The organism is Actinomyces radicidentis (genome assembly GCF_001553565.1).
In the GTDB taxonomy this organism is placed as follows: Bacteria; Actinomycetota; Actinomycetes; order Actinomycetales; family Actinomycetaceae; genus Actinomyces; species Actinomyces radicidentis.
Window position 1 is genome coordinate 490,262 of the sequence record NZ_CP014228.1, and the last position, 23,168, is coordinate 513,429.

Here is a 23,168-nt window from a genome sequence, read left to right on the forward strand (position 1 = left end):
GAAATTCCATTGTTCCGCAGATGGGGTGCTGCAGCCGATAGCTGCCGTGCGCTTTTGCCTGCGCATTTTCATTCCTATCTTTAGGGGGATATAATGAATGAGAACCTAGTCGTTTTCGCCACTAACCGTGTCTCTGGCTTGAAAAAGCAGGCGGCAGAGGATCTCCGTTATCATATGGTGATCTTTACCGAGGACAAGTACCGTGACGACTATGAGGACGCAGGCTTCTCGCCGGTCTTTTCGGTGCCGGCCCTCGAGGACTTCACCGCGGTGCGCGCAGAGTTCGCTCGACTGCTGGAGACCATCGACTTCGTCGGTGTCATCGGCGGCTCCGAGCGAGCCGTGCAGCCGGCTGGTTTCGTCCGTTCGTACTTCGGGCTAGAAGGCCCGGGCTTCGAGGAGTGTGCTCGCCTGACGGACAAGTACCTGATGAAGCGCTCTTGGCTCGCCGCCGACCTGCCAGTCGCCGACTTCATGGCCGTCCGCGGCGTCGACAACTTCGGGGAGATCGTCTCAAGCCGCTCGCTGCCTATGATCATCAAGCCCTCCCGCGGCACTGGCGCCGTCCAGATCACCGCGGTGACTACGGAGGAGGAGCGGGAGGCTGTGCTGGCCAACCCTCCGGCCTATGTTACCAACGACGACTACTACGCCCTCGTCGAGAAGAAGTTGGAAGTCATCGCAGAGTACCACGTCGACGCTGTCGTCTCCCGTGGCGGGATCTGCTATGACATGGTTGGTCGCTACTTCGCGCCTCCGATGAACTGGCGAGAGCCCGGTCTGCGGGGTTCGCATACCGTCAACCCCGAGGACCCGGCTTTCGAGCCCGTCCGGACTCTGGGCGCCCGTGCCGTCGCTGCCCTTGGAGTGACCGACGGCGTCACCCATTGTGAGGTCTTCGAGACCCCCGACGGCTTCGTCCTGGGCGAGATCGCCGGCCGTCCCGGCGGCGGCAGCGTCTCCTCTCTGATGAAGCACCAGTTGGGCGTGAACGCCTGGGACGCGTTCGTGGCTACGACTCTGCGTCGTGAGATCCCTTCTGCCAAGCCGGGTGTCACGTCCCTGGTCACCGCATGCGTGATGCTGCCCGAGGCCGAGCAGCCCGTGGTCGAGTGGACCTCGGCTGAGGAAATCGCCGCCCTCGACGGCGTGGAGGAGGCTATTGTCACCTGCCAGGCAGGCCGCACCTCCGGCTACCGTCACTCCTCGGTGGGCTCGGGTTACGTCGTCTACCGGTCCGAGTCCGACGACGTCATCGCCGACGGCACGCGCATCACGGAGTCCTTCAAGCTGGTCTACGCATGACCAACGTCCTGATCCTGCAGCAGCCGGGTTCGTCGTCGCCGATCGACCAGTGGCTGCGGGAGGTCGATCCGCAGGTGCGGTTGGCTATCATCACCGGGCCTGGTTCGATCCGCAAGGGCTCTTACGCAGAAGGGGTGAAGGTAGTCGAGACCGACGACTACTTCTCTCCCGAGACCATGGTCGTGGCGCGAGCCGCAGCTATCGAGATCGCGGCCGACCACGTGGTCAGCAACGCCGAGCAGGACGTCTTGCGGGTCGCGGAACTCCGCGATGCGCTGGGCCTGCCCGGGATGTCCGCCCAGCTGGCTTTAGCCTTCCGTGACAAGCTCGTGATGAAGCAGTTGTTCGCCGACGCGGGCCTCGTCGCCGCTCCCGCAGCTCCGGTCCGCTGCGTGCACGACATCGTCGCACTCTCGCACGAGCACGGTCGCGGCGTAGTCAAGCCGCTGGATGGCATGGGAGCCAAGGACCTCGTCGTGATCCCTGCCGAAGCCGCACAGGCCGACGTCTTTGAGGCAGTCGCGCCCCTCCTAGAGGAACTGCACGCAGGTCGACTCATGTGGGAGAAGTTTGTCCCTGGCGATGGTCTCCACTGCGACGTGACGCTGCTGGAGAAGGACATCAAGATCTTCTCGGTTTCCCGCACGCTCGCCCCGCCGCACGCTTACGCGACGCACAACTATACTTCCTACACCTTGGACTGGACCGATCCTACCTATGCTCAGGCGCGCAAGTGCGTTGAGCAGTTGGTCGGCGCGATGCCCCCGAAACACGGCGTGACGATGTTGCACTTCGAGCTGTTCGAGAACCCCGACGGCAGCGGCCTCACCGCTGGCGAAGTGGGCGCGCGAATGGGCGGAGGTGGCATCCGCGCCGCAGTGCGGGAGGTGACCGGTCGCGACATCGCTCGCGAGGGCTACCTCTTCGCCGCTGGCTACGGTGGGTCGCTAGAGGCCACGCCGCCCCCGGAGACCTCCGCCGGTTGGATGCTGTTCACCAGCACGGCGCCCGAATTGGGCGACCCCCGCCCGGAGTGGGTCGTCTCGACGTGGACGCGTCCGCGCACCACTTCCACGCCGCAGCACTCCGTTGACGCCGTCGGAGGAATGATCGTGCGCGCTGACTCCTCCGCAGCACTCCGGGCGACCCTCGAGTCGCTCCATTGGCACTTGTGACGCCATCGCGTCACATCCACTCCCAGCATTCGCTGGCCCATCCCACTGCGACACGAGAGTCACCATTCGATGATTAACTTCCGCGACACACTAGCCAAGTACAAGCACCTGACCCTGATGGGGATCAATAACGCTCTGAGCGCTCGCCTTGCCGAGCAAGCGGGCTTCCAGGCACTCTGGTCCTCCAGCCTGGAGGTCTCCGCCTCCCACGGTGTGCCCGACGCGAGTTTCCTGGGTATGAACCAGTTCGTCGAAGCAGCACATCAGGCTCAGACCGCCGTCGACATCCCGATACTGGCCGATTGTGACTCCGGCTATGGCGACTCGATGAACGTCGCTTATATGGTCCGCAGTTATGAGGATGCCGGCATCACCGCCGTCTGTATGGAGGACAACCTGTTCCCCAAGGTGAACAGCCTCCTGGACCAGCGCCGCACCATCCTGGGTGCCGACGAGTTCGTCCAGAAGATCGTCGCCGCCAAGTCCGCCCAGCGCGAGGACTCTTTCTTCGTGATGGCACGCACCGAGAGCTTTATCGCGGGCGAGTCTGTCGATGAACTATTGGCCCGTGCCGAGGCCTACCGTGAGGCGGGCGCCGACGCCCTCCTGTTCCACGCCAAGGCCCCCCACACCGAGAAGCTACGCGAGGCTCTCACCTGTTGGGGCCGCAAGCTCCCTGTGGCGGTCGTGCCAACGGCCTACCCGCGCTACTCGGCTCCCCACCTCCAGGAGGCAGGCGCTGACATTGTCATCTTCGCCAACCAGGGCATGCGTGCGGCCGTCCGCGCCATGCAGGACGTCTTCGCCACTCTCTCCAAGCACGGTTCGCTGCTGGACGTCGAGGAGCAGATCGCGCCGGTGAGCGACATCTTCGAGTGCCAGGACCTGACTGAGTGGCGCCGCTTGGCCGACGGAACCCCCGCATGAGTAGCGTCCACCGCTTGAGCGGATTTGAGGGACCAGTCAAGGTCCTGGGCTCCAACGCCCGCTTGGACTCCCTAAATGGCCTGAGCCTGGAGCGGCCAGGAACCGTCCGGCTTGGCGACGTCTGCCTCTTCGAGGTGGTGGCTCTGGGGAGTTCATACAACAACATGGAGAACCCCGCGGGGCGCTCCGAGAAGCTCTATGCCGGGGATTGTTTCGTCGCACCTCTGGGCAACCGTGAATCCGGTCACTACATCTGCGGTCATATCCCGTCTGAGGGCCTAGCAGTGACTCGGGAGACCGAGATGAACGTCCTCTCGAACGGAGGCATCGTGGGCCTGCTCGACCGAGCCCCCGACTACCTTGGGCCGACGGCACGCGTGCGTCTGTTGGGTCGGCTGGCCGACGCGGACGGTCCGCTCAACACCATCGAACGTGCGCGAACCCTCTCCACGCCCACCTTCCACAGCCCACTTGTGCTGGTCTGCGCTAGTGGCACCAACACCGGCAAGACGACGTTCATGGGGGCCCTGGTTCATGAGCTTAGCCGTCAGCTCCCGCATGTCGCGGGCGCTAAGATCGCCGGTACCGGCTGTCTGGAGGACCTAGCCGAGTATCGCGACGCCGGTGCCAAGACCGTCTTGGATTTCCCCGACAATGGGCTTCCGTCTACCTACATGGAGTGGGAGATCGTCGGTCCGCGACTGTGGTCTCTGCTCGATCGGGTGAGTGCTGACGCGGATCTCACGGTTCTAGAGGCGGGTGGCGACATCATCTGGGCCAACATCCCGGAGATCCTGAAGACTAAGGATTTCACCCGGGCGCTGCGCCGCATCGTCTTCATCCCCGGCGATCCGACCGCCGCCCTGGGCGCCCGTCATCTCCTCGACTCCTGGGATGTCGCGACGGAGGTCACGTGGGTGGTTCCGCCGTTCCTCAATCCCGACACCTTCGCTCGTCGTATGAGTCAACTCGGGCTGGGTGACGTGGTGTGCGACAGCCGCTCCCGGGAGGACATCTCCGCATTGGCACAGTCGCTGGCAGGAGGGGTGGCGTGATGGAGAAGCTTGCTGGCGAACAGTTCGTCGCTACGCTCGTCGAACTGGGCATGACTCGTTTCACCGGGGTTCCATGCTCCACTTTCAAGGGGTTGTTCCACGCCCCGGAGCTGAAGTACCTCCCGGCGCCCCACGAGGGCCTGGCCTACGCCTGGGCTGTCGGCGGACACTTGGCGGGTCGCCCGACCGGGGTCATCAGCCAGAACAGCGGCGTGGGGAATTTGATAAACGCTCTCACCTCGCTGGCCCTGCCGTGCGACGTGCCCGTCTTCTCGCTGGTGAGCCTGCGCGGCTACCCGACGCCGGAGTCCGACGAGGCGCAGCACGTGGTTATGGGTGGCGCGACTGAGGGAATCCTTCGCGAGACCGGTGCCATGGTGCAGGTGATGGACGCTGCTTGCTACGCCGATCAGATGGACGAACTGCTCCACGGCACCCAGCCGAAACCGCGCTTCCTTCTGGTGCCCAAGGGCATGCTGGTCTGGGAGGCAGCGTCGCCGGTCCGCGACGATGAGCGTGCGAGACGACCAATGTCCGCCATGGACGTGGCTCGCGTGGTCGCTGAGGTCAGGCCACCGGAGGTGGCGACCTTTGCGACGACGGGATTCTCGTCCCGCTATCTCGCCAGCTTCGGCGATCTGCCCACAAACTTCTATATGCAAGGTTCCATGGGCCATGTCCCGGCCCTGGCCGCCGGTTTCGCAGCGGCCAGCGGGCAACCCGTCGTCATCCTGGATGGCGACGGCGCCCTCGCCATGCACCCCGGCGCGATGTCGTTGGTCGGCCGTGCTGGGCTGCACGTCGTGCACGTGGTGGTCGACAACGGCACCTATGCCTCGACCGGCTCCCAGGCGCTACCGATGGTGCCGCAGTGGCACCAGCTGGCCCAAGCCTATCAATATGACCACTGCGCGGACGTCAGCAACGCGGTGGACCTCGCAGAGGCACTCCGCGCCGCTGTGGAGGGCGCCGGTGCGACGCTGATCGTGGCGCGCACCAATGACGATGTCTGTAACGACGTCCCGCGTGCCTCGACCCTGATCCGGATGAACGACATGTTCACCCGCCTGCAGACCGAGGTGGCTCGACGATGACCCAAGCACGGACCGACGTCCTCAATCCTTGGACCGGCGAGATAGTCGGCACCGTGCCCAGTATGGGGGCCGATGAGGTTCGCGACGTGGTCTCGTTCTGTATGAGTTCCCAGGTCGACTTGCTGGCCCACGAGCGCGCGGCGTGCCTCCGCCGCGTCGCGCGGCTGATCGAGCAGGAGGCCGAGGACTGGGCCCGCCTCATCTCCCAGGAGTCTGGGTTGTCTCTCCATGACACCCGGCACGAGGTGTCACGAGCCCTGGAGGTAATCGAGTGGGGTGCAGTCGTCGCCGTGACCGAGCGGGGAGAGACCTGGACTTCAGATGTCGCGCGTGGTCACGCCGATCGGGTGTGCTGCTCCTTCCGCGGCCCGATGCCCGGTGTGGCCTTGGTCGTGACGCCGTTCAACCACCCGCTCAACCAGGTGGTGCACAAACTCGTCCCCGCCATCGCGGCGGGGGCCCGGGTGGTTCTCAAGCCCAGCGAGAAGACGCCCTTGACTGCGATCAGATTCGTGAACCTGCTGCGCGCAGCCGGGTTGCCTCAGCAACAGGTCCAGGTGGTCACCGGGGATCCGGAGGTGGTCGTCGGGGCAGCCCTCGGCTGCGATGAGATCACCAGTCTGGCCTTCACCGGCAGCACCCGCGTCGGCCGGATGCTCGGGTACCAGGCTGGCCCCAGGCGTATGTCCCTCGAGCTGGGTAGCATCGACTCGGCCATCGTCCTCGACACCACCGACATCGCGCGGACCGCACAGACCGTCCTGCGCGGTGCCTTGGCCAACTCAGGGCAGCGGTGCACTGCGGTGAAACGAGTGGTGGTCGTGGACGACATGGCCGACGCACTCGTCGATGCGATGGTCACTGGGCTCGCGGACTGGACTTGTGGCGATCCGCTGGACCCGGCCACGCGGATCGGAACGGTCATCGACGAGACCGCGGCGAGCGCGGCGGCAGCCGCAGTCTCGGCTGCAGTCGACATGGGCGCGAGGCTGGTGTCTGGCGGCGAACGCCACGGCGCACAACTCGTGCCTATGCTGGTCGATCATTGCCGTCTGGGCATGACCCTTGTGGACTCGGAGGTGTTCGCCCCAATCGCTCCGGTGATCCGGGTGCGGGATGTCGACGAGGCGATCGAGGTAGCCAACGCAGGCCCCTACGGCCTGTCCTGCGGTGTGTTCACCGAAAGCCTTTCAAAGGCCACCCAGGTGTCGCGGTGCATGCGGACCGGATCGGTCAACATTAACGAAGTGCCCGGCTGGAGACTCGAGGTGACGCCCTTCGGTGGCATCGGGGATTCCGGCATGGGCGTGAAAGAGGGGATTGCCCGCATGACCGAGTTCTTCCAGTTTGAAAGGTTGGTCAGCCTCGATGTCCGCTGAGGTGGATGCCACCACGGCCACCGTCCGAACCCCTCGGGGCGCCGCATGTTCTCCAGCGAGATGAGGTACTTGGCGTCGACCTTCCTGAACAATCTGGGCACCGGCTTGATGCTCACCGTGCAGGCTGTCTTTGTCACGAAGAACCTGGGGATCTCGCCGGCGCACTTCGGTTTCGTACTAACCTGCGGTGCCGTGCTGGGACTGTTTGCAGGGGTGGCCTTGGGCAAGTGGTCCGACGGCCGCAACCTGCGGCGTCTGATGCCAGCCTTCGGCGTTCTCCAGGCGATGACCGCGGCGGGCTACCTGGTGTCGTCGTCGGTATGGCTGCTCGGCGTTGTGGTGGGGCTGGGGGCCATCGCAGGACGCGGCGGCGCTGCTGTCCGGGGCCCGTTTATGGCTGCCCTGGTTGGCCGCGAACGGTTGGTCACCTATCGAGCGAAGGTGCGGTCGGTGGCCAACGCCGCGATGGCTGTGGGAGCTGCCCTGGGCGGTATCGCCCTTGGCTTCGGCTCCGGCTTGGCGGTGGGGACCGCTATGGGCATGGTGCCGGTGGGATATCTCCTGGGCGCCTTACTCACAGCGTCGGTGACCCTTCCCCATGCTGGAGGAACCAAAGCTGGCCCCAAGAAGGAGAGCGCCGTCGCCACGCAGCCCAGTGCGCAGTCTCTGCCGGTGCAGCGCAACCTCAGGTTCCTTATCGTGGTGGGTTTGAACGCCGTTCTCATGGTCCATGTGCCGCTGCTCGGGGTCGCGTTCCCGCTGTGGATCAGCGGGCGTACCTCGGCACCCAGCTACCTGATCTCCGTCGTGGTGCTCATCAACACGGTCGGCGTGGTGCTGCTACAGGTTCCAATCAGTAAGTTCGTCAAGACCCCGCGTGATGCCGCACGCGCCTGCTTGGCGACTGGCGTGGCCCTGGCAAGCGCCTCGCTCCTGCTGGTGTACTCAAGCAAGGGCAGTGCCCTGCTCCAGGCCGCGGTGATCGTGGTGGCCGCGCTGCTCCACCTCGTCGGCGAGGTCTGGCAATCTGCGGCAAGTTGGGAACTCGCCTTCGAGCTGGCCCCGGAGGACCGGTTGGGCGAGTACCAGGGAGCGTTCAACTCCGGAATGGACCTCAGCCTCATGTTGGGCCCGGCGGTCTTCGGCATGCTTGTCTCCGCCCCAAGCCTTGCTGGTTGGTGGATTCTCGCCGCCACCCTCGTTCTAGCGGGCCGACTGATGGGGCTGGCTGTGCGGCGCGCCGTTCCGGCGGGGGAAACCTACGTCAACGACGAGGAAGAGGACCACCGTGGCTGAGTACGATGGACATTGGCGTGGACCATGGCTGGGTGATATCCGCACCATCGCAGATGGGGGTGACATCGAGCGTGTGCACGCGCACTCCGGGACTTACCAGATGGGGCGTCCTGCCATCGTCGACCAACAGACGTTGACGGCACTCACGCATGACATCGCCACAGTCATGGCGGCGCTGGTGAAGCTGCCCCAGATCTTGGCGGACGGTGACATCCGCCGCTTCTGGACCCTCCTAGGCTATGACCAGGCCAAGCAGGACCTGATCGGCATCGGCCATCGCGAGGACATGCTCGGTAAGATCGGTCGCTGCGACCTCTTCCAGGACGCATCCGGCTTCAAACTGCTCGAGGTCAATTCGAGTTCGGCAGTGGGTGCACTGGACAGTCGGCTGCTGATGGATGCCTATCTGCGCGATCAGAGGTTCGCCGAGCACGTCAAGGAGGCTGGCCTGAGTTTCATCGATCCGGCACAGAGTCTCGGCTCTGCGCTGCTGGCCACCTTCCCCGAGGTGCAGGCCGGACCGATGGTGCTCCTGGACCACCCGGACAGCTACGCGGTCTCTCATCAGGTCCACGATTTCCTCGCTGCCTTGCTAAGTTCGCATGGGGTGGAGACGTTCAGCGGTTCCCTCGGCGACGTCGAGGTTCGTGGCGGCCAGGCCACATGCCAGGGACGCCCCTTCGCGTTGGCCTACCGCGTGTTCCAGGGACGCGAACTCACCGCATCTGTTGCCGAGCTCGAGCATTGGAGCCACCTGCTGCGGGAATTGGATGCCGTGGACGTCCCGATGGTGCTGCCGCTGAGCTCCACCAGCATCAGCGACAAGCGGAGCCTGGCGCTGCTTCAGAGCGATCTAGTTCAGCCTTCGTTGGGTGCCGACGAGCGGGAAGTGGTTGCGCGGATGCTGCCGCGCTCGGTCATCGTCAGCAGGGGTGAGACGTTCGGCTGCGACGAGAAGGGACTGGACTGGTTGCGGGTGGCCCAGCAGGAGACCATCCTCAAGCCGTGCGTGAGTAGTTCCGGCAAGGGCATCGTCTACGGCCGCGACCTGGACCGAGCGGAGTGGGAGACGCTCATCGCCACCCCTCCGGCCGGAGGCTATGTCGCTCAGGAGTTAGTGCACCCGTTGGCGGAGGCATTCCCAAACAAGGACGGTTCGGAATCGATGTGGCAGGTTCAATCGGAAGCTTTCCACGTGTGGGGTGACGTCATCCCGGCTTCCGCGCGAGCCATGCGGTTCGGGTATCCGGGACCCATGCGGTCCCTCTTTAGAGGGGAGCAGGAGCCTCCCCAGGATGCCGCGGTGGGCGGCCTGATGCTCGTGGCCGAGTAGGCAGAATGGATCGTCCCACGTTTGGTGGAGGCTGTGTTGTCAGGCGGCGGCCGGTTGGCCGACGCAGTGCTGATCGTAGAGTGCCTCGACGGCGGTGGGGGCCATGTCGTCGGGGTTGTACCTGTGCGCTCGCGTAGTGTTGTACCAGGACACCCACCCTGCGGTGGCCTTCTCGACCTCGTCGCGGCCGGGCCAGGAGCGGGGCCAGATGACCTCGCGCTTGTAGGACTTGCTGGGCGCCTCGGCGGCGGCGTTGTCGTAAGAAGAGCCCACGGCGCCCGTGGAGGCTTCGATGCCCTCCTCGATGAGCCGCTCGGAGTAGCGAATGGACAAGTACTGCGACCCGTGGTCGCTGTGTTGCACGAACCCGTGCAGGCTCCGGCCCGTGCGGGCCCCGCGCGACCAGACGGCCTGCTCGAGAGCGCCCAGGACGAAGTCGGTGTCCATGACGGTCGAGGCGGCGCAGCCCACGATGGCCCGCGAGTCGAGGTCCATGACGAAGGCGGTGTAGCAGAACCCGCTCCACGTACGGGCCTAGGAGGGGGCACCTTCCACGAAGTGGGGGAAAGTCCACGACCCACCGCTCGTTCGGCGCGGAGGCGGTGAAGTCGCGGCGAAGCAGGTCGGTGGGCTGCTGGCTGCACCTGGCCGGGCGGGTGGTGCGGATCGAGCGTCCCGGACCGATACCCGTCAGATCGAGGGCCTTCATCCTGCGCTCTACGGTGCACCGGGCAACCGGGCAGGAGCGGTCTTCTGCATTGAGCAGCCGCCACGTCTTCCTCGACCCGAGAGCCTCGTTGAGGGGCTCTTCACGAACGAGGGTGTAGCGCGGGTCTGAACCCTCCGGCTTCGAGCAGCGACCGAGCGATGTAGTGGGTGAGGTTGCGGAAGCCGAGGGCGGAGCCGCGGAGGTGTTCGAGTCGCCCGTTGAATCTCCTATGTCTGTCAAGTCGTCTTGAGCTGGGCCCGGGCTGCGGTGTTGAGGTGTCGGTAGATCTCACGGGCGAGGTATCGCTTGAGGCAGCGACGAATCTCGCGGAGGCTGCGTCCTTCGGCGGTGCGGCGCTCGACGTAGGCGCGGGTGCGGGGGTCCATGCGCATGCGGGTGACGATGGCCATGTGGAGGGCGCGGTTCAGGCGTCGGTCACCGCCGCGGTTGATGCGGTGCCGGACGGTGTTGCCCGAGGACGCGGGGATCGGGCTGACACCGGCGAGGCTGGCGAACGCGGCCTCGGATCTGATGCGACCCAGATGCGACCAGGCGGTCAACGCGACGGCGGCGGTGACCGGCCCGATTCCGGGCTGGTCAAGGAGCGTGCCTGCAGGGCTCTGGCGGACGAGATCGGTGATCCGCTTGGTGATGTCCTTGAGTTCAGTGTCGAGTGCGGCGACGCGCTTGGCGAGACGGGTGGCTTCGCCTCGGGCTGTAGCGGTGGCGAGGTTTTCGTCGCGTGTTCTCCATGCCGCGATCGTGACGATCTGCGTCGCGGTGAGCGGGCGGCGGGCGTCGATTCCGAGGTCGACCACTCGCAGCAGCGCGGTGAGCGCGTTGATCGTCGCGGTGCGCTCGGTGCTCATGTGATCACGAGATGCCAGCAGCACCTTGACGGCGGCGCGGATACCGTCGTCAGCGCGCGGTTCGCGCAGCTGCGTGTCCTGGAGCGGGAGCGCTGCGGCGGCGATGCGGCGGGCGTCCAACGGGTCGGACTTGCCGATGCCGCGGTTCGCGCGGGCGTTCATGCGCGGGGCCTCGACGACCGCGTATCCAGCATCCGATGCGGCGCGCGCCAGGCGTGCCCCGTAGGTTCCGGTGCCCTCGATCACCCAGAGCACGCCGGCGTCGCCGCCGGTGCGTCGTCCGCCCCAGGACACGGCTCGTGACAGACCCGCTGCGGTGGCGGGGAACTGGGCCTCATCGACGATCTCACCGGTGGGGCAGGCCAGGATCGAGATGGCGTGGTTGCGGGCGTGGGTATCCACGCCGATGACGAACGGGCGGGCATGCGCGACGATAGCCATGGCGATCGACGCTCCTCTCTTCAAACCGACAGGGTCACGGTCGCTGAGCGGCCGGCACCGGTCCGGGAAGAGGTCACGTCGGGGCGAATCTGTGATGGGCCACGACCCCGCAGGGGTCGGGCAGTCTCCTGATGAGGCCACCGAGGTGGGCCGGACGGCGCCGGCCGCGCCGACCCGGGCGGACAATTCAACGGAAAGACACCGCAAGCGGGCCAATTGCTTCGAGAGTCACACCCCGGTCGACACGGCCGACATCCATCATGACCAGCCAGTCCCAGACCGGCCGATTCCAGACTCACAGATCGCCTCCGTGGGACCGTTGCTGGTGCCGGGGCGGTCGAAGAACGCGAGCACGTCGCCCGCCCGCTGCTTCATGGTCCGGCCGAGCTTGCGGACCTCGACGAGCGCCGCGGGAACGCCGCTGCTGATCGCAGCGATCACCTCCTGCATCATCGCCTTCGCTTTGTTCTTGTCGGGCTCCCGGTAGGCCGCGACGATGCGCTGGTAGATGCCCCAGGTCGCCTCGACCTCGACGTGCTCCTCGCTTGCGAACACTGCGTCCAGGCGTGCCCGCTGCCGGTCGGTGAGCAGGCTCGCCCCGGTGTGCAGGGTGCGGCGGGCTTTGTAGAGCGGGTCGCCCTTGAGCCCGCGGTGACCGGTGGTGTCTTGCTGGACCCGACGCCGGCAGACATCCAGCGCGTCGCCGGCGAGGCGGACCACGTGGAACGGGTCCATGACGGGGACGGCGTCGGGGAGTTCCTCGGCGGCAGCGGTCTTGAACCCGGCGAAGCCGTCCATCGCGACCACCTCGATCCGCTTCGCCCAGTCCGCAGGGCGGGCGGCGAGCCACTGCTTGAACACCGCCTTGGAGCGGCCCTCGACCATGTCCAGCAGCCTGGCCGGCCCGGTCTTGTTCCTCGCGGGCGTGAGGTCGATGATCACGGTGACGTACTTGTCGCCCAGCCTCGTGTGTCGCCAGACGTGCTCGTCGACACCGATCGTGGTGACCCCGTCGAACCGGGCGGGGTCGTCGACCAGGCGCCGCTTGCCTTCCGTGAGGACGGCGGCGTTCGCGGCACTCCAGGACACCCCGAGACCTGCGGCGACGCCGGTGACGGTGAGGTGGTCGATGACGATGCCCCCCAGCGCCCACTCCAGGCCGCCGCGGGAGATCTTCGCACGCGGCGCCGCTGCCCGCGTCATGTCCTGGCGCCACGTGCGCCGGCAGTGTCCGCACCGGTACCGGCGCACCCGCACCAGCAGGGTCGTCGGCCGGTGCCCGAACGGCTCGTGCGCCAGTCGACGCGTGACCGTGTCCCGCGGCACGCCCTCGACACCGCACTTCCGACACCACGGGTCGTCCTCGACGACGCGGCATTCGATCGTGGCCCGATCCGGCTCGATCAGCTGGCCGACGGCGACGAGGCCGAGCTCGTCGAGGCGGCAGAACACGGTCAGGTCAGGGGTCGCGAAAGTAGGGTGGAGCACGTCGAGGTCTTTCGGGATGGCGAGCGTGAAGAACTTCCATCATCCGGGAGACCTCGACCCCTACCCGGCCACCGACGCGCTCAACCGACTACACCCTCGTTCGTGAAGAGCCCGTTGAGGGCGTTGGACGCCCGCAGAGCCGCGATTCTCCCGTCGACCACGGCGTCCGACAGCGACCGGGCGCTGGGCGGCCGGGACCTGGCGGCGTAGAAGGTAGAAGGGGCGATGCTGCACCCGGCGCTGGTCAGCGTGGTAAAGATCGGCACGGGCCCCGAACCCGTCCTCCTTGTCCTCGATGTACTGGCAGATCATCGGGATGGGCGGCCTGGCTCCGCCGCGAAAAAAGCCGAGGCACTCTTCAAGATCGCGTTGGCCCGCGTCAGCTCACGGACCTCTTTCTCCAGATCTCGGATACGGGCCGCGTCCTCCGTGGTGGTGCCGGGGCGCTCACGCGCATTCACCTGGGCCCGGCGCACCCAGCCGCGCAAGGTCTCGCCGTTGACGCCGAGCTCGTCGCCGATCCGCGTGAAACACCCCTTCGCACGGTCCGGGTCCTTCAGCGCGTCTAGGCACAGCCGGATCGCACGCTCCTTGACCGCGTCGGGGTACTTCCGCAGGTCACGGGCATGAACCTCGTCCTTCCGTGGATTCAGACCCTCCACCACACCCGGGACGATCCAGTCAATCCTTCGGCACCCTCCTGTGGAGCGCATGGCCGTTCAGTCCCCACATGGCCGCAGCCTCAGCCGTCCGTGGCGCTCAGACCGCGTCGCGGGTGACCGGGCAGGTCATGCAGTGCGAGCCGCCGCGGCCGCGGACGAGCTCGACGCCGGGGGTCTCGATGACCTCGACGCCGGCCTGGCGCAGGGCGTCGTTGGCGCGGGCGTTGTGGGCGTAGCCGATGACGCGGCTCGGGGCGACGGCGACGACGTTGCAGGAGTCGCGGGCGAGCTCGCGCAGGGCCTCCGCCTCGTCGCTCATGTCGGGGCTGATGATGCGGAAGGAGTCGATGCCCGCGGCCCGGGCGAGGACGTGGTCCATCTCCGAGCCGTCGTGGACGGTGACGTGGAGAGAGGCGCGCCGTCCGCCGCCGGCCTCGACGGCGTCCTTGGTGGAGCCGTGGGCGGCTCCGGGCTCGATCTCGACGGTGGTGACGTCGTTGAAGCCGGGGAAGCGCAGGTAGGTGTCGGGGGCGACCTTCGTCATGAGGGTGTCGAGGTGCATGACGGCCTCGAGCTCGGTGTAGAAAGCGCGGTCCGGCATGTGCACGCCGATGACGCGGTCGGCGACGCCGTCGGCGAAGAGCCGCGAGGCCAGCCTCTCGACGCCCGCCGCGGAGGAGCGGTGGGACAGTCCCATGACGAGGGAGCGGTTGCCGACGACCTGGAAGTCGCCGCCCTCGACGGTGGCCGGGGAGGCACCGTGCTGCTCGGACCAGAGGATCCCGCGGTCCTTGAAGGCCGGGTGGTAGCGGTAGATGGCCTCGTAGTTGACGGCCTCGCGTCGGCGGGGACCGAGGGCCATCGTGTTGACGTGCTTGCCACCGTAGAGCCAGGCGGTCGTGTCGCGTGTGAAGAGGTGGTTCGGCAGCGGGGTGATGACGAACTGGCCCTCGAGGGTGGACAGGAAGGTCGTGGAGAAGAGGACCTCGGCGTCGGCGGGGGTGAGGCGCTCGCGCAGCTCGGTGCGCGTGATGCCGGCGATGAGGACCTCGGCGAGCTCGGCGGAGGGCAGGCCGGAGAGGTAGTCGGTGAGGACCTCCGAGGTGGAGACGCCGACGGCGAGAGGGCCGACGGTCTCCTCGAGAACGAGCGCGCGAGCCTCGGGGTAGTCGAGTGACTCGACGAGGAGGTCGCGGAAGTCGTGGACGAGGGCGCCCTCGGCCCGCAGGATCGCGGTGAAGGCGTCGTGCTCGGCCTGCGCGCGGCGCACGGACAGGGCGTCGTCGAAGAGGAGGCTGTCGGCGTTGATCGGGGTGAGCCTGGCGATCTCCGCGCCGGGGCGGTGCACGATGACCTCGCGCAGGCGGCCCGTCTCCGAGCAGACCTGGCCGCCTCCCTGGCTCGCCGGGATGAACGGCCGTGCGCCGGCGGCGGTGGTCGTAGCAGCTTCCTCGGTCCGTGTCATGACCCCAGGGTAACGAGGGCTCCGGCAACATGCCTGAAGTAGGTGGGTCCCCTCAAGACGCCGCAAGCCCGCCCGAGCAGCACCTGACGTTGCGCAAGCGACCCTGACGAAGATCAACCTGCACCGCGAGCACCCAAGATCCTACAGTCCCTGTGAGGGGAGCCACCTGTCATGACAGACAGATAGACTTGGAGTCATCACCATGGACCGCAGGAAGTTCTTGCAGCTCTCCACCGCCGTTGGCGCCGGGGGCATCATGCTCAGTACCGCATCATCGGCCGCTGCCGCTCCCTCCAACCGCACCCTGGATGAGGATCACCAGCTCAACGAGATCCAGGGCGCCCTTGAGTCGCTCCCCGCAGACCTGAGAACGGCCGACCCGGCCACCACACCGAACTATGCGCACCGGCTTTCAGTGGCGCTTGGAGGCCTCACTGTTGTCATGCCAACGTCGTCCGCACTCCGAAACAGCCCTGCGATGAATCCGGCTCAGTGCGCCATCGAGGTCGCGGGGGTCATCATCGAGTACGGCATCCCGGTCGCGAAGGTCCTCTCCTGGATCCGTACCGCTCGTAGGCTATGGGGTGGGGTCAGGGGAATCATCCGTGCAATCCGTAGCGGAGCCGCAGCGGCCCAGATCGGCCCCGAGGGAGTGGAGGTGCTCAAGGCTCTGCTGGGCTTCGGAGACGTGATCGCCGCCTGCTTCGGATGAGCCCCGGAGAACCCAGGAAGATAACCACGGCGATCCAAGATGGGCGCGAGCAAGGGAGAGGCCATGGAAGACGAACCCACAGCGAATACCCCAGAAGCGGATACAGCCCCCTGGCATCCAGAGATCCCAGTCTGGGCACTGATCTGCGGGCGAGTCATGATGGCGCTATTCCTCGGATTCTGCCTCAGTCTGATCACGGGGATCTGGTCGACACTGACGCAACCAGGGCTGAGTCTCGGCCGTGTCGCCGCGTTCGCGGCCACGGCCGCCGCGGTACGAGAGCTACTTGACGCAGCAGCCGCACGGTTGATCATGCATGCTCGACGGACGGACGACCCAGAGGGCATCCCCTTGACCATCGCCGCAGTCATATGCCCAGCCGTGGCAGCCGCTACGGCCGCCACGCTTCTGGCACCAGACTCACTCATCCCTCTCACCCTGATGACATGGGCCTTCTACGTCGTCGTCATCATCACGCTCGACCAGCCCTGGGACACGTCCCACCGGCACACTGACATGATGGAACGCGGTCGGCAGGTGCGACTGATGACGCGAACACATTTTTCCGAGGAGATTCAGGAAGGACGCTTGAACCTTTCAGAGATCGATGATGAAGGCTACTACGTCGATGAGAACGGTCGTCGGATCAAGGACGGAAGATAGACGATGCTCCACGGTCATCCCGCCAGAAGCACTCTCGTTACGGTAATGATACTCGTGTCCCTCGCGACCCCGGTACCACCCGGTCCATCCACGTCTCTCCCCGCAGGGACGATCAACATCCCTTGGTGCCGGTACCTACCACCCCCATTCTTATGCTCGTCGAAATGACTTCGGCACAATCTTCTGGATACGCCTCGCCCCTCAGAGGGTGGGTACTCATGATCAGTGTGACGCTGGTCTTCGGCCTCGATCTGCACACACTCCTCACGACGTCGTCTACTGTCTCGACCGCCTGGGAGGTCGGGCAGGTTCTTGCTTTCGTTACCTACGCCCGCTACGAGCGCCTCGGCGCTGCGATCTTCGCCGCAGTACTGTGCGCCGCACTCCTCACACCAGGCGCCCACCTTCTGTGGGCGTCAGCATTGACGTGGGTCATCATCATCGATCTCGTCAGTCGAGGTCGTCATTGGACAGCCACGGGCATCTTTCTGGTCTTCTACGGGGGTCAGACCCGTTGGCTCACACCACGAGAGCTCCTCGCCTCGGCTCTGCTGTGGGGCGCCATCTGCGTAGTCGCCGGCCTGCTTCTCCGGCGACTCCTCCAGCGAATGAGGCTCTTGGAGCGGGACGCCCAAGAGTCCCGCGAGGCGATGACGTCCATGAGCCAGCGACTCCAGCATGATGTGGCTGACACCCTGCACGATGATCTCGCCGCTGACTTGACTCACGTTCTCATCCTGAGTCGTCACTTGCGAGACTCCACCCCTGGGCATGAGAAGGAAGTGGCCACCATAGAGGCAATACTGCGGCACTCACTCGTTCACCTCCGCGCGCTCATCGACAGCCTCGCTGCACCCCCAGGCTCGCTGACCGAGGAGACCTCGATTGCCGAGCTCCTGCGCACTTGCCAGAAGGCGCTTGCACAACGCTCCATGACGCTGGACACCGACATTGACGAAGCTGAGCTCCGTCTGGCGCAGTACGGAACTCACGGGCCTCAGCTCCTCGGTTCACTTGTTCGCGAGTGCACCATCAACGCGCTCAAGTACAGCGAGGACGGAGACCTCCTCTCCCTGATCGCGGAGCCGACCGAGACAGAGCTGGCGATATCCTTCACCGCTCCTTGGCGTGACCATGAGGTGCCGGCGGAGCTGCATGGCGGTCACGGCATGTACGCCCTCACCAGGCGCTTCAATAGGGCCGGAGGGAGTCTCGTCGCCAGCAGGGTCGGCAACTCATGGAGCGTCATCGCAACCATCCCTGCCGCTCCACCACCTCAACACCACACAACCTCAGCCGCCCTCAGCCCGGCGCGAGACGCGCGAGGTAGTCGATGACGGACCTCAGCGCGCCACTGCGGATCATGATCGTCGACGACGACCCGCTCATTCGAACCGCATTCGCTGCCCAGATCGATGCCCAGCCGCCCGTCTCCGTCACTGCGACGGCCGCGGACGGACTGACAGCCGTAAGCCTTCTGAATGACGGCGAGGTGACCATCGACGTAGCGCTCATTGACATCGAGATGCCTGGGCTGACTGGGCCTGAGACCGCACAGGCCATCATGCAGGAGCACCCCAACATGGCGATCGTCATGTTCACCGTGTTCCACCGTGAGGACTCTCTTGGCGATCTCCTGTCCCTCGGTGTCAACAGCGTGATCACCAAGGATGAGGCACCTGAGGACGTCGCCCTCGCCCTGGTCCGCGCCTACCAGGGCGAACCAGTCATGTCTGCACGTCCCACGGAGCTCCTCGTCGACGCCTACATGACACAGCAGGCGCAGCATGAGGCCGTACGGCGCACCCAAGCAGCCGTGGACAGCATGCCTCCACACCTTCAGGCCGTCCACGCCTACCTGCTGCAAGGACTGACGAACAAACGGATCGCGCTTCTCCTAGACCTCTCACAGAACACCGTCCGCCTCTACGTCTCCGAGATTCTCCAGCAACTTGGATACCGCTCGCGCACTGAGCTGCTCGCCGCACACATCACGAGATGATCCGGCCCGCGTCCACCCGGCTACTCTGACGCGTATGCCAACCCCCGACATCGACACGCCGCCGTCAGACACGCTGCCGCCTCGTGTCTCCGAGATCTTCGACCCCACCGTCTGGCGGGAGGTCGAGGGCTTCCGTCACGCCCGGCACGCGCTGCCGGGGGACGGGACCGACGCCGCGGCACCGTCCAGCGACGGCGACGTCGATGACCGGGCACTCACCGACGTCACCTACCACCGCGGCTGCGAGCGCGACGCGCAGGGCCGCTGGGTCCGCGACCTGCCGGTCGTGAGGGTCGCGATCGACCGTCCCGAGCTGCGCAACGCCTTCCGCCCGCGCACCGTCGACGAGCTCTACCGCGCCCTCGACCACGCCCGGATGAGCGGCGACGTCGGCGCCGTCATCCTCACGGGGAACGGCCCCTCCCCCAAGGACGGCGGCTGGGGCTTCTGCTCCGGGGGCGACCAGCGCATCCGCGGCCGGGACGGCTACCACTACGAGTCCACCGACGGCGTCGGCGGGGCGGTCTCCGGGGAGTCGGCGCCGGGCACCGCCGCCCGCGGCGCCGACGGCGCGGACCTCCCGCAGGCGGAGGGCCACGACGCCGAGGTCGCAGCGCGCCGCGCCCGCGTCGACGCCGCCCGCGCCGGGCGGCTCCACATCCTGGAGGTGCAGCGGCTCATCCGCACCATGCCGAAGGTCGTCATCGCGGCCGTCTCCGGCTGGGCGGCGGGCGGCGGCCACTCCCTCAACGTCGTCTGCGACCTGTCGGTGGCCTCCCTCGAGCACGCCCGGTTCAAGCAGACCGACGCGAACGTCGGCTCCTTCGACGCCGGCTACGGCTCGGCGCTCCTGGCCCGCCAGGTGGGTGACAAGCGCGCCCGCGAGATCTTCTTCCTCGCGCGCACCTACGACGCCGAGACCGCGGAGCGCTGGGGCGTCGTCAACGAGGCCGTCCCGCACGCCGAGCTTGAGACGACGGCGCTGGAGTGGGCGCGCACGGTGACGGGCAAGTCCCCGCAGGCGATCCGGATGCTCAAGCTCGCCTTCAACCTCGCCGACGACGGCCTGGCCGGCCAGCAGGTCTTCGCCGGGGAGGCGACGCGCCTGGCGTACATGACGGATGAGGCGGTCGAGGGGCGCGACGCCTTCCTCGAGCGGCGCGAGCCGGACTGGTCCCCTTTCCCGTACTACTTCTGACGGGCCTCGCCGCAGCGGGCGGTGCCTTTCCCCTGGGCCCCGGCCGGTCGGCGCGAGGGCGCCCGGCGGCCGGGCGCCGCGGGCCGGCGCTCAGGCGCGGCCGGCCGACGCGCTCGGTGAGGCGGTGCCGCCTGCGCCGCCCGGGCCCGAGGGCGTGGTGCGCTGCGTCGTCGTGCCGTCGGCGTTGACGTCGAAGGTGACGAGCGGGGCCCCGGTGGGCTGGGTCGAGCCGCCCTCGGGCTCCTGGGTGATGATGATCTGCTCGCCGTCCTCGGGCATGAGGTCGAGGAAGGTGAAGCCGGTGCCGGCGCTCGGGTCGTAGAGGCCGAGCGAGCTCGTGGTCCCGCCCTTGACCAGCCAGACCTGGAGGCTGTGCCCCTGGGAGGCGGCCATCATGGCCTCAGGGAGGCTGAGGGCCGTCATCGACATGTCCTCGGACCAGGTGAGGGTGGCGACGTGCCCGTCGGGCATGGTGTCGGTGACGCGCTGCACGTCCTGGGCCTGGTTGAGGTGGGCGTAGTGCTCGGTCGAGGCCATGGAGCTCATGGCGGTCGAGCGGCCGATGCCGGTTCCGATCCCGATGCCGACGCCGAGGATGACGACGGCGGCCGCGGACCTCAGCAGGACGGTCCTGCGGCGTCGGCGGCGCAGCGGGACGACGACGGCGCCGTGGTCCCCGACCGCGTCCTCCCCGGTCCGCTCCACGGGCTTCTCGGCGGGGTCCTCGGCGGCGGCCCCGGTCGAGGTCTCCCCCGGGGTCGCCTCCGGTGCCGTGCCGGCTGCCGCGACGGCCTCGGACGCTCCGCTCGTCTCCGTGTGGAGGGCCCTCAGGAGGTCGGCGCGCAGCGAGGACGGGGGCTCGACGGGTGCGAGGGACTCCATGAGGAGCCCGAGGAGCTCGGGGTCCTCGATGTCCGCGCCATCGTCGGAGACGGCCGCGCCGTCGAGGAGGTCGGCGTCGTCGGCGACGGCCGGCGGGTCCTGCTCGCGGTCCTCGGGCTCGAGGGCCGGCTGCTCATCGTGCTTCATCGGTCCACCCCCATCTCGGTGCGAAGGCGTGCGACGCCGTCGCGGACGCGTGTCTTGACGGTGCCGAGCGGGGTGCCGGTCCGCTCGGCGATCTGGCTGTGAGTGAGGCCCTCCACGTAGGCGAGGAGAAGGGTCGTGCGCTGGGGCTCCCCGACGGCGTCGAGCGCCGCCCGGACCTCCTCGGCCTCGAAGGCGTCCTCGATGCTCTGGGCGGTCGAGTCGGCGTCGGGCATCGTGGGCACCCAGCGCTGCTCGCGCCGCCGGGCCGACTCCGAGGCGCGGACGCGGTCGACGGCACGGCGCCGGGCCATGACGGCCATCCAGGCGCGGGCGCTGCCGCGGGCCGGGTCGAAGGAGCCGGCGGTGCGCCACACCTCGAGGAGCACCTCCTGGAGCACCTCCTCGCTCTGCGCCGGGTCGACGAGGACCCGTCGGACGAGGGCGAGGAGCCGGCCCGCCCAGCGGTCGTAGAGGAGCACGAAGGCGCCCTCGTCGCCGGCTGCGACCCGGCCGAGGAGCGTCTCGTCGCTCGGGGCGTCGTCGGCTTCCACGGGGAGATCGTAGGCCGGTGCGCGCACCGCTCACCCGAAGGTGAAGGAGTAGAGGCTCAGCCCCTCGTCGGCCCGCAGCTCGAGGGTGCCCGAGCCGGCCTCGGGGCGGTCGATGAGGCGGACGCCGTTGGGGGTCCCGGAGACCTCCTCGCGGTGCTCCACGCCGTCGACGGTCCAGGTGAGTGCGCCGGTGCCGGAGACGACGAGGTTGACCTGCTTGCCGCGCCAGGCGAGGCGGACGGTGCCGGGGCCGCCCTTGGGGGAGATCGACTCCCCGGTGACCTCCCAGGTGCCGCCGAGGCCCACCTCGTCGGGCTCGAGGGAGTCCGGGAGGGTGAGGTCCTGCACGCCGGTGGTCAGGGGCCCGTTCGCGATCCTCTCGGCGCGGTCGGCCCCGAGGTAGGTCTCGGGCGTGCGGTCGGCGGCGACGGAGGCGCCGTCGTCGGTGAGGACGGGCGCGGGCAGGGTCACGTCCGGGTCCGCCTGGACGAGGAGGCAGCGCACGAGCTTCTCGAGGGCCTCCTCGCCGCCCTCGCCGTAGGCCACCTGGCGCAGGGTGCCGGAGGCGTCGGCGAGGTAGTGGGCGGGCCAGTAGTGGTTGTCGAAGGCGGTCCAGGTCTCGAGGCGGGAGTCGACGGCGACGGGGTAGGTGATGCCGAGCCTCTCGCTGCCGGCGCGCACGTTGTCGGTGTCGCGCTCGAAGGCGTACTCGGGCGAGTGGACGCCGATGACCTGGAGGCCGGCGTCCTTGTAGGTCTCCCAGAGGCGCTCGACGGCGGGGACGGATCGCTGGCAGTTGATGCAGGAGTACGCGTAGAAGTCGATGAGGGTGACCTTGCCGGCGCGGTCGGCGTCGGTGAGGGCGCGCTCGCCCGGCGTGTTGAGCCAGGCGGTGGCACCGGTGATGGCGGGCAGGGGTCCGCAGCTGGCGAGGTGGTCGGCGCCGGGCTCGCAGGAGCCGGCGGCGGTGGAGGCGGAGTCGCGGTGGAGGAGGGCGTCGGTGCGGGCCTGCACCGAGGCGGTGTAGTCGGGCAGGGCCCGTTGGAGGGCGGCGGGGGCGTCGAGGACGATGCCGACCGCGAGGGCGACAAGGAGGGCCCCTGCGGTGACGCGCACGCCGCGCTGGTGGCGGCGGAAGGCGGCGACGCGCTCGGTGACGCCGCGGCCGGCGAGGGCGAAGGCGAGGAGCGGGATCGCGGTGCCGACGCCGAAGGAGACGGCGAGGACGACCGTGTCGGTGCCGATGCGCCCCGTGGCCCCGGCGACGGCGACCGCCGCGAGGACCGGGCCGGCGCAGGGCACGTAGGCGGCGCCGAGGACCAGCCCGAGGAGGAAGCCGTTGGAGGGGCCGGCGCCGTCGGGGCCGCGCAGCCGGGCGAAGGGGCGCTCGAGGAGCCCCATGACGCGCGGGACGATCATGCCGATCCCGATGAGGACGAGGAGGACGACCCCGGCCCAGCGGATGACGCCGTCGGGCAGGTGGAGGAGGTTGAGGAGGGTCGAGCCGAGCAGGGTGAAGACGGTGAAGGACAGGACGAGGCCGCCGACGACGAGGAAGGGGCGGGCCCGCTCCCCGCGGCTCCGGCGGGCGGCGCCCTGGGCGTCGTCGCCGTCGCCGGCTCCGACGGCGCCGCCCGCGACGAGGATGACGGGCAGGACGGGCAGGATGCACGGTGAGATCCCGGTGACGGCTCCTCCGAGGAGCCCGATGAGGATGAGGCTGAGCACGGTGGCCTCCTTGGCTGGGTGGTGGTTCACCCGGGGTTCGGAGCCGAGGGCGCCGTGGATGGGGCCGAGCCCGCTCGCATGATGCGA

Annotated in this window: 19 protein-coding genes and 2 pseudogenes; 13 read left to right on the forward strand and 8 right to left on the reverse strand. The window is 67.7% G+C overall.

Annotated elements, in window-relative coordinates:
* The first annotated feature begins 93 nt into the window (after positions 1–93).
* The 8 genes from AXF14_RS02075 to AXF14_RS02110 all read left to right on the forward strand — a co-directional run bounded on the left by AXF14_RS02075 (position 94) and on the right by AXF14_RS02110 (position 9,564).
* Positions 94–1,305 carry an ATP-grasp domain-containing protein gene (locus tag AXF14_RS02075; protein WP_150118391.1) on the forward strand — a complete coding sequence of 404 codons (1,212 nt, stop codon included), beginning with the start codon at positions 94–96 and terminating at the stop codon, positions 1,303–1,305.
* Positions 1,302–2,480 (forward strand): ATP-grasp domain-containing protein, encoded by a 1,179-nt coding sequence (locus AXF14_RS02080; RefSeq protein ID WP_067940289.1) that lies wholly within the window; start codon positions 1,302–1,304, stop codon positions 2,478–2,480. The genes AXF14_RS02075 and AXF14_RS02080 overlap by 4 nt, the downstream gene beginning before the upstream one ends.
* A gap of 69 nt (positions 2,481–2,549) precedes the next feature.
* Positions 2,550–3,407, forward strand: coding sequence for an isocitrate lyase/phosphoenolpyruvate mutase family protein (locus AXF14_RS02085; protein ID WP_067940293.1), 858 nt, complete (start codon positions 2,550–2,552; stop codon positions 3,405–3,407).
* A 14-nt stretch (positions 3,408–3,421) separates the two neighbouring features.
* Positions 3,422–4,462 carry a hypothetical protein gene (locus AXF14_RS02090; protein ID WP_150118392.1) on the forward strand — a complete coding sequence of 347 codons (1,041 nt, stop codon included), beginning with the start codon at positions 3,422–3,424 and terminating at the stop codon, positions 4,460–4,462.
* A complete protein-coding gene (locus tag AXF14_RS02095) occupies positions 4,462–5,556 on the forward strand; it encodes a thiamine pyrophosphate-dependent enzyme (RefSeq protein WP_236756149.1) in 1,095 nt (364 codons plus the stop codon). The genes AXF14_RS02090 and AXF14_RS02095 overlap by 1 nt, the downstream gene beginning before the upstream one ends.
* On the forward strand, positions 5,553–6,935 hold the full coding sequence (locus tag AXF14_RS02100) for an aldehyde dehydrogenase family protein (protein ID WP_067940311.1): 1,383 nt from the start codon (positions 5,553–5,555) through the stop codon (positions 6,933–6,935). The genes AXF14_RS02095 and AXF14_RS02100 overlap by 4 nt, the downstream gene beginning before the upstream one ends.
* 45 nt (positions 6,936–6,980) lie before the next feature.
* Positions 6,981–8,231: an MFS transporter gene (locus AXF14_RS02105; protein ID WP_067940315.1), complete on the forward strand. Its 1,251-nt coding sequence runs from the start codon at positions 6,981–6,983 to the stop codon at positions 8,229–8,231.
* Positions 8,224–9,564, forward strand: coding sequence for a hypothetical protein (locus AXF14_RS02110; protein ID WP_067940318.1), 1,341 nt, complete (start codon positions 8,224–8,226; stop codon positions 9,562–9,564). The genes AXF14_RS02105 and AXF14_RS02110 overlap by 8 nt, the downstream gene beginning before the upstream one ends.
* Positions 9,565–9,603: 39 nt before the next feature.
* Here AXF14_RS02110 and AXF14_RS13040 read toward each other — a convergent pair.
* The 5 genes and pseudogenes from AXF14_RS13040 to AXF14_RS02140 form a co-directional block, all read right to left on the reverse strand.
* Positions 9,604–10,080 (reverse strand): annotated as a pseudogene (locus AXF14_RS13040) (DDE-type integrase/transposase/recombinase); the annotation flags it as partial.
* A 429-nt stretch (positions 10,081–10,509) separates the two neighbouring features.
* Positions 10,510–11,583, reverse strand: a complete 1,074-nt coding sequence (locus AXF14_RS02120) for an IS110 family RNA-guided transposase (protein WP_067938828.1) — start codon at positions 11,581–11,583, stop codon at positions 10,510–10,512.
* Between the two features lie 300 nt (positions 11,584–11,883).
* Positions 11,884–13,071, reverse strand: a pseudogene (locus AXF14_RS02125) (ISL3 family transposase); the annotation flags it as partial.
* A 308-nt stretch (positions 13,072–13,379) separates the two neighbouring features.
* Positions 13,380–13,736 carry a transposase gene (locus tag AXF14_RS02135; protein WP_169798238.1) on the reverse strand — a complete coding sequence of 119 codons (357 nt, stop codon included), beginning with the start codon at positions 13,734–13,736 and terminating at the stop codon, positions 13,380–13,382.
* 94 nt (positions 13,737–13,830) lie between these two features.
* Positions 13,831–15,198 (reverse strand): arginine deiminase, encoded by a 1,368-nt coding sequence (locus tag AXF14_RS02140; RefSeq protein WP_067940325.1) that lies wholly within the window; start codon positions 15,196–15,198, stop codon positions 13,831–13,833.
* Positions 15,199–15,400: 202 nt separating this feature from the next.
* Between AXF14_RS02140 and AXF14_RS02145 the strand changes: the two genes are divergently transcribed.
* The 5 genes from AXF14_RS02145 to AXF14_RS02165 all read left to right on the forward strand — a co-directional run bounded on the left by AXF14_RS02145 (position 15,401) and on the right by AXF14_RS02165 (position 19,773).
* Positions 15,401–15,910 carry a hypothetical protein gene (locus tag AXF14_RS02145; RefSeq protein WP_067940328.1) on the forward strand — a complete coding sequence of 170 codons (510 nt, stop codon included), beginning with the start codon at positions 15,401–15,403 and terminating at the stop codon, positions 15,908–15,910.
* A 63-nt stretch (positions 15,911–15,973) separates the two neighbouring features.
* Positions 15,974–16,573: a hypothetical protein gene (locus tag AXF14_RS02150; protein ID WP_067943921.1), complete on the forward strand. Its 600-nt coding sequence runs from the start codon at positions 15,974–15,976 to the stop codon at positions 16,571–16,573.
* Between the two features lie 125 nt (positions 16,574–16,698).
* A complete protein-coding gene (locus tag AXF14_RS02155) occupies positions 16,699–17,910 on the forward strand; it encodes a sensor histidine kinase (RefSeq protein ID WP_150118394.1) in 1,212 nt (403 codons plus the stop codon).
* On the forward strand, positions 17,907–18,575 hold the full coding sequence (locus AXF14_RS02160; protein WP_067940336.1) for a response regulator: 669 nt from the start codon (positions 17,907–17,909) through the stop codon (positions 18,573–18,575). The genes AXF14_RS02155 and AXF14_RS02160 overlap by 4 nt, the downstream gene beginning before the upstream one ends.
* A 34-nt stretch (positions 18,576–18,609) precedes the next feature.
* Positions 18,610–19,773: a 1,4-dihydroxy-2-naphthoyl-CoA synthase gene (locus tag AXF14_RS02165; protein ID WP_067940339.1), complete on the forward strand. Its 1,164-nt coding sequence runs from the start codon at positions 18,610–18,612 to the stop codon at positions 19,771–19,773.
* A 90-nt stretch (positions 19,774–19,863) separates the two neighbouring features.
* On the opposite strand, the gene AXF14_RS13850 is transcribed toward AXF14_RS02165, so the two are convergent.
* The 3 genes from AXF14_RS13850 to AXF14_RS02180 are packed head-to-tail and all read right to left on the reverse strand — an operon-like array spanning position 19,864 to position 23,081.
* On the reverse strand, positions 19,864–20,802 hold the full coding sequence (locus AXF14_RS13850) for an anti-sigma factor (protein ID WP_169798239.1): 939 nt from the start codon (positions 20,800–20,802) through the stop codon (positions 19,864–19,866).
* On the reverse strand, positions 20,799–21,353 hold the full coding sequence (locus tag AXF14_RS02175; protein WP_084355285.1) for a sigma-70 family RNA polymerase sigma factor: 555 nt from the start codon (positions 21,351–21,353) through the stop codon (positions 20,799–20,801). Before AXF14_RS02175 ends, AXF14_RS13850 begins: the two co-directional genes overlap by 4 nt.
* Positions 21,354–21,383: 30 nt before the next feature.
* The gene (locus AXF14_RS02180; protein WP_067940344.1) at positions 21,384–23,081 is read right to left on the reverse strand and encodes a cytochrome c biogenesis protein CcdA; all 1,698 of its coding nucleotides are present in this window, start codon (positions 23,079–23,081) and stop codon (positions 21,384–21,386) included.
* Positions 23,082–23,168 lie beyond the last annotated feature (87 nt).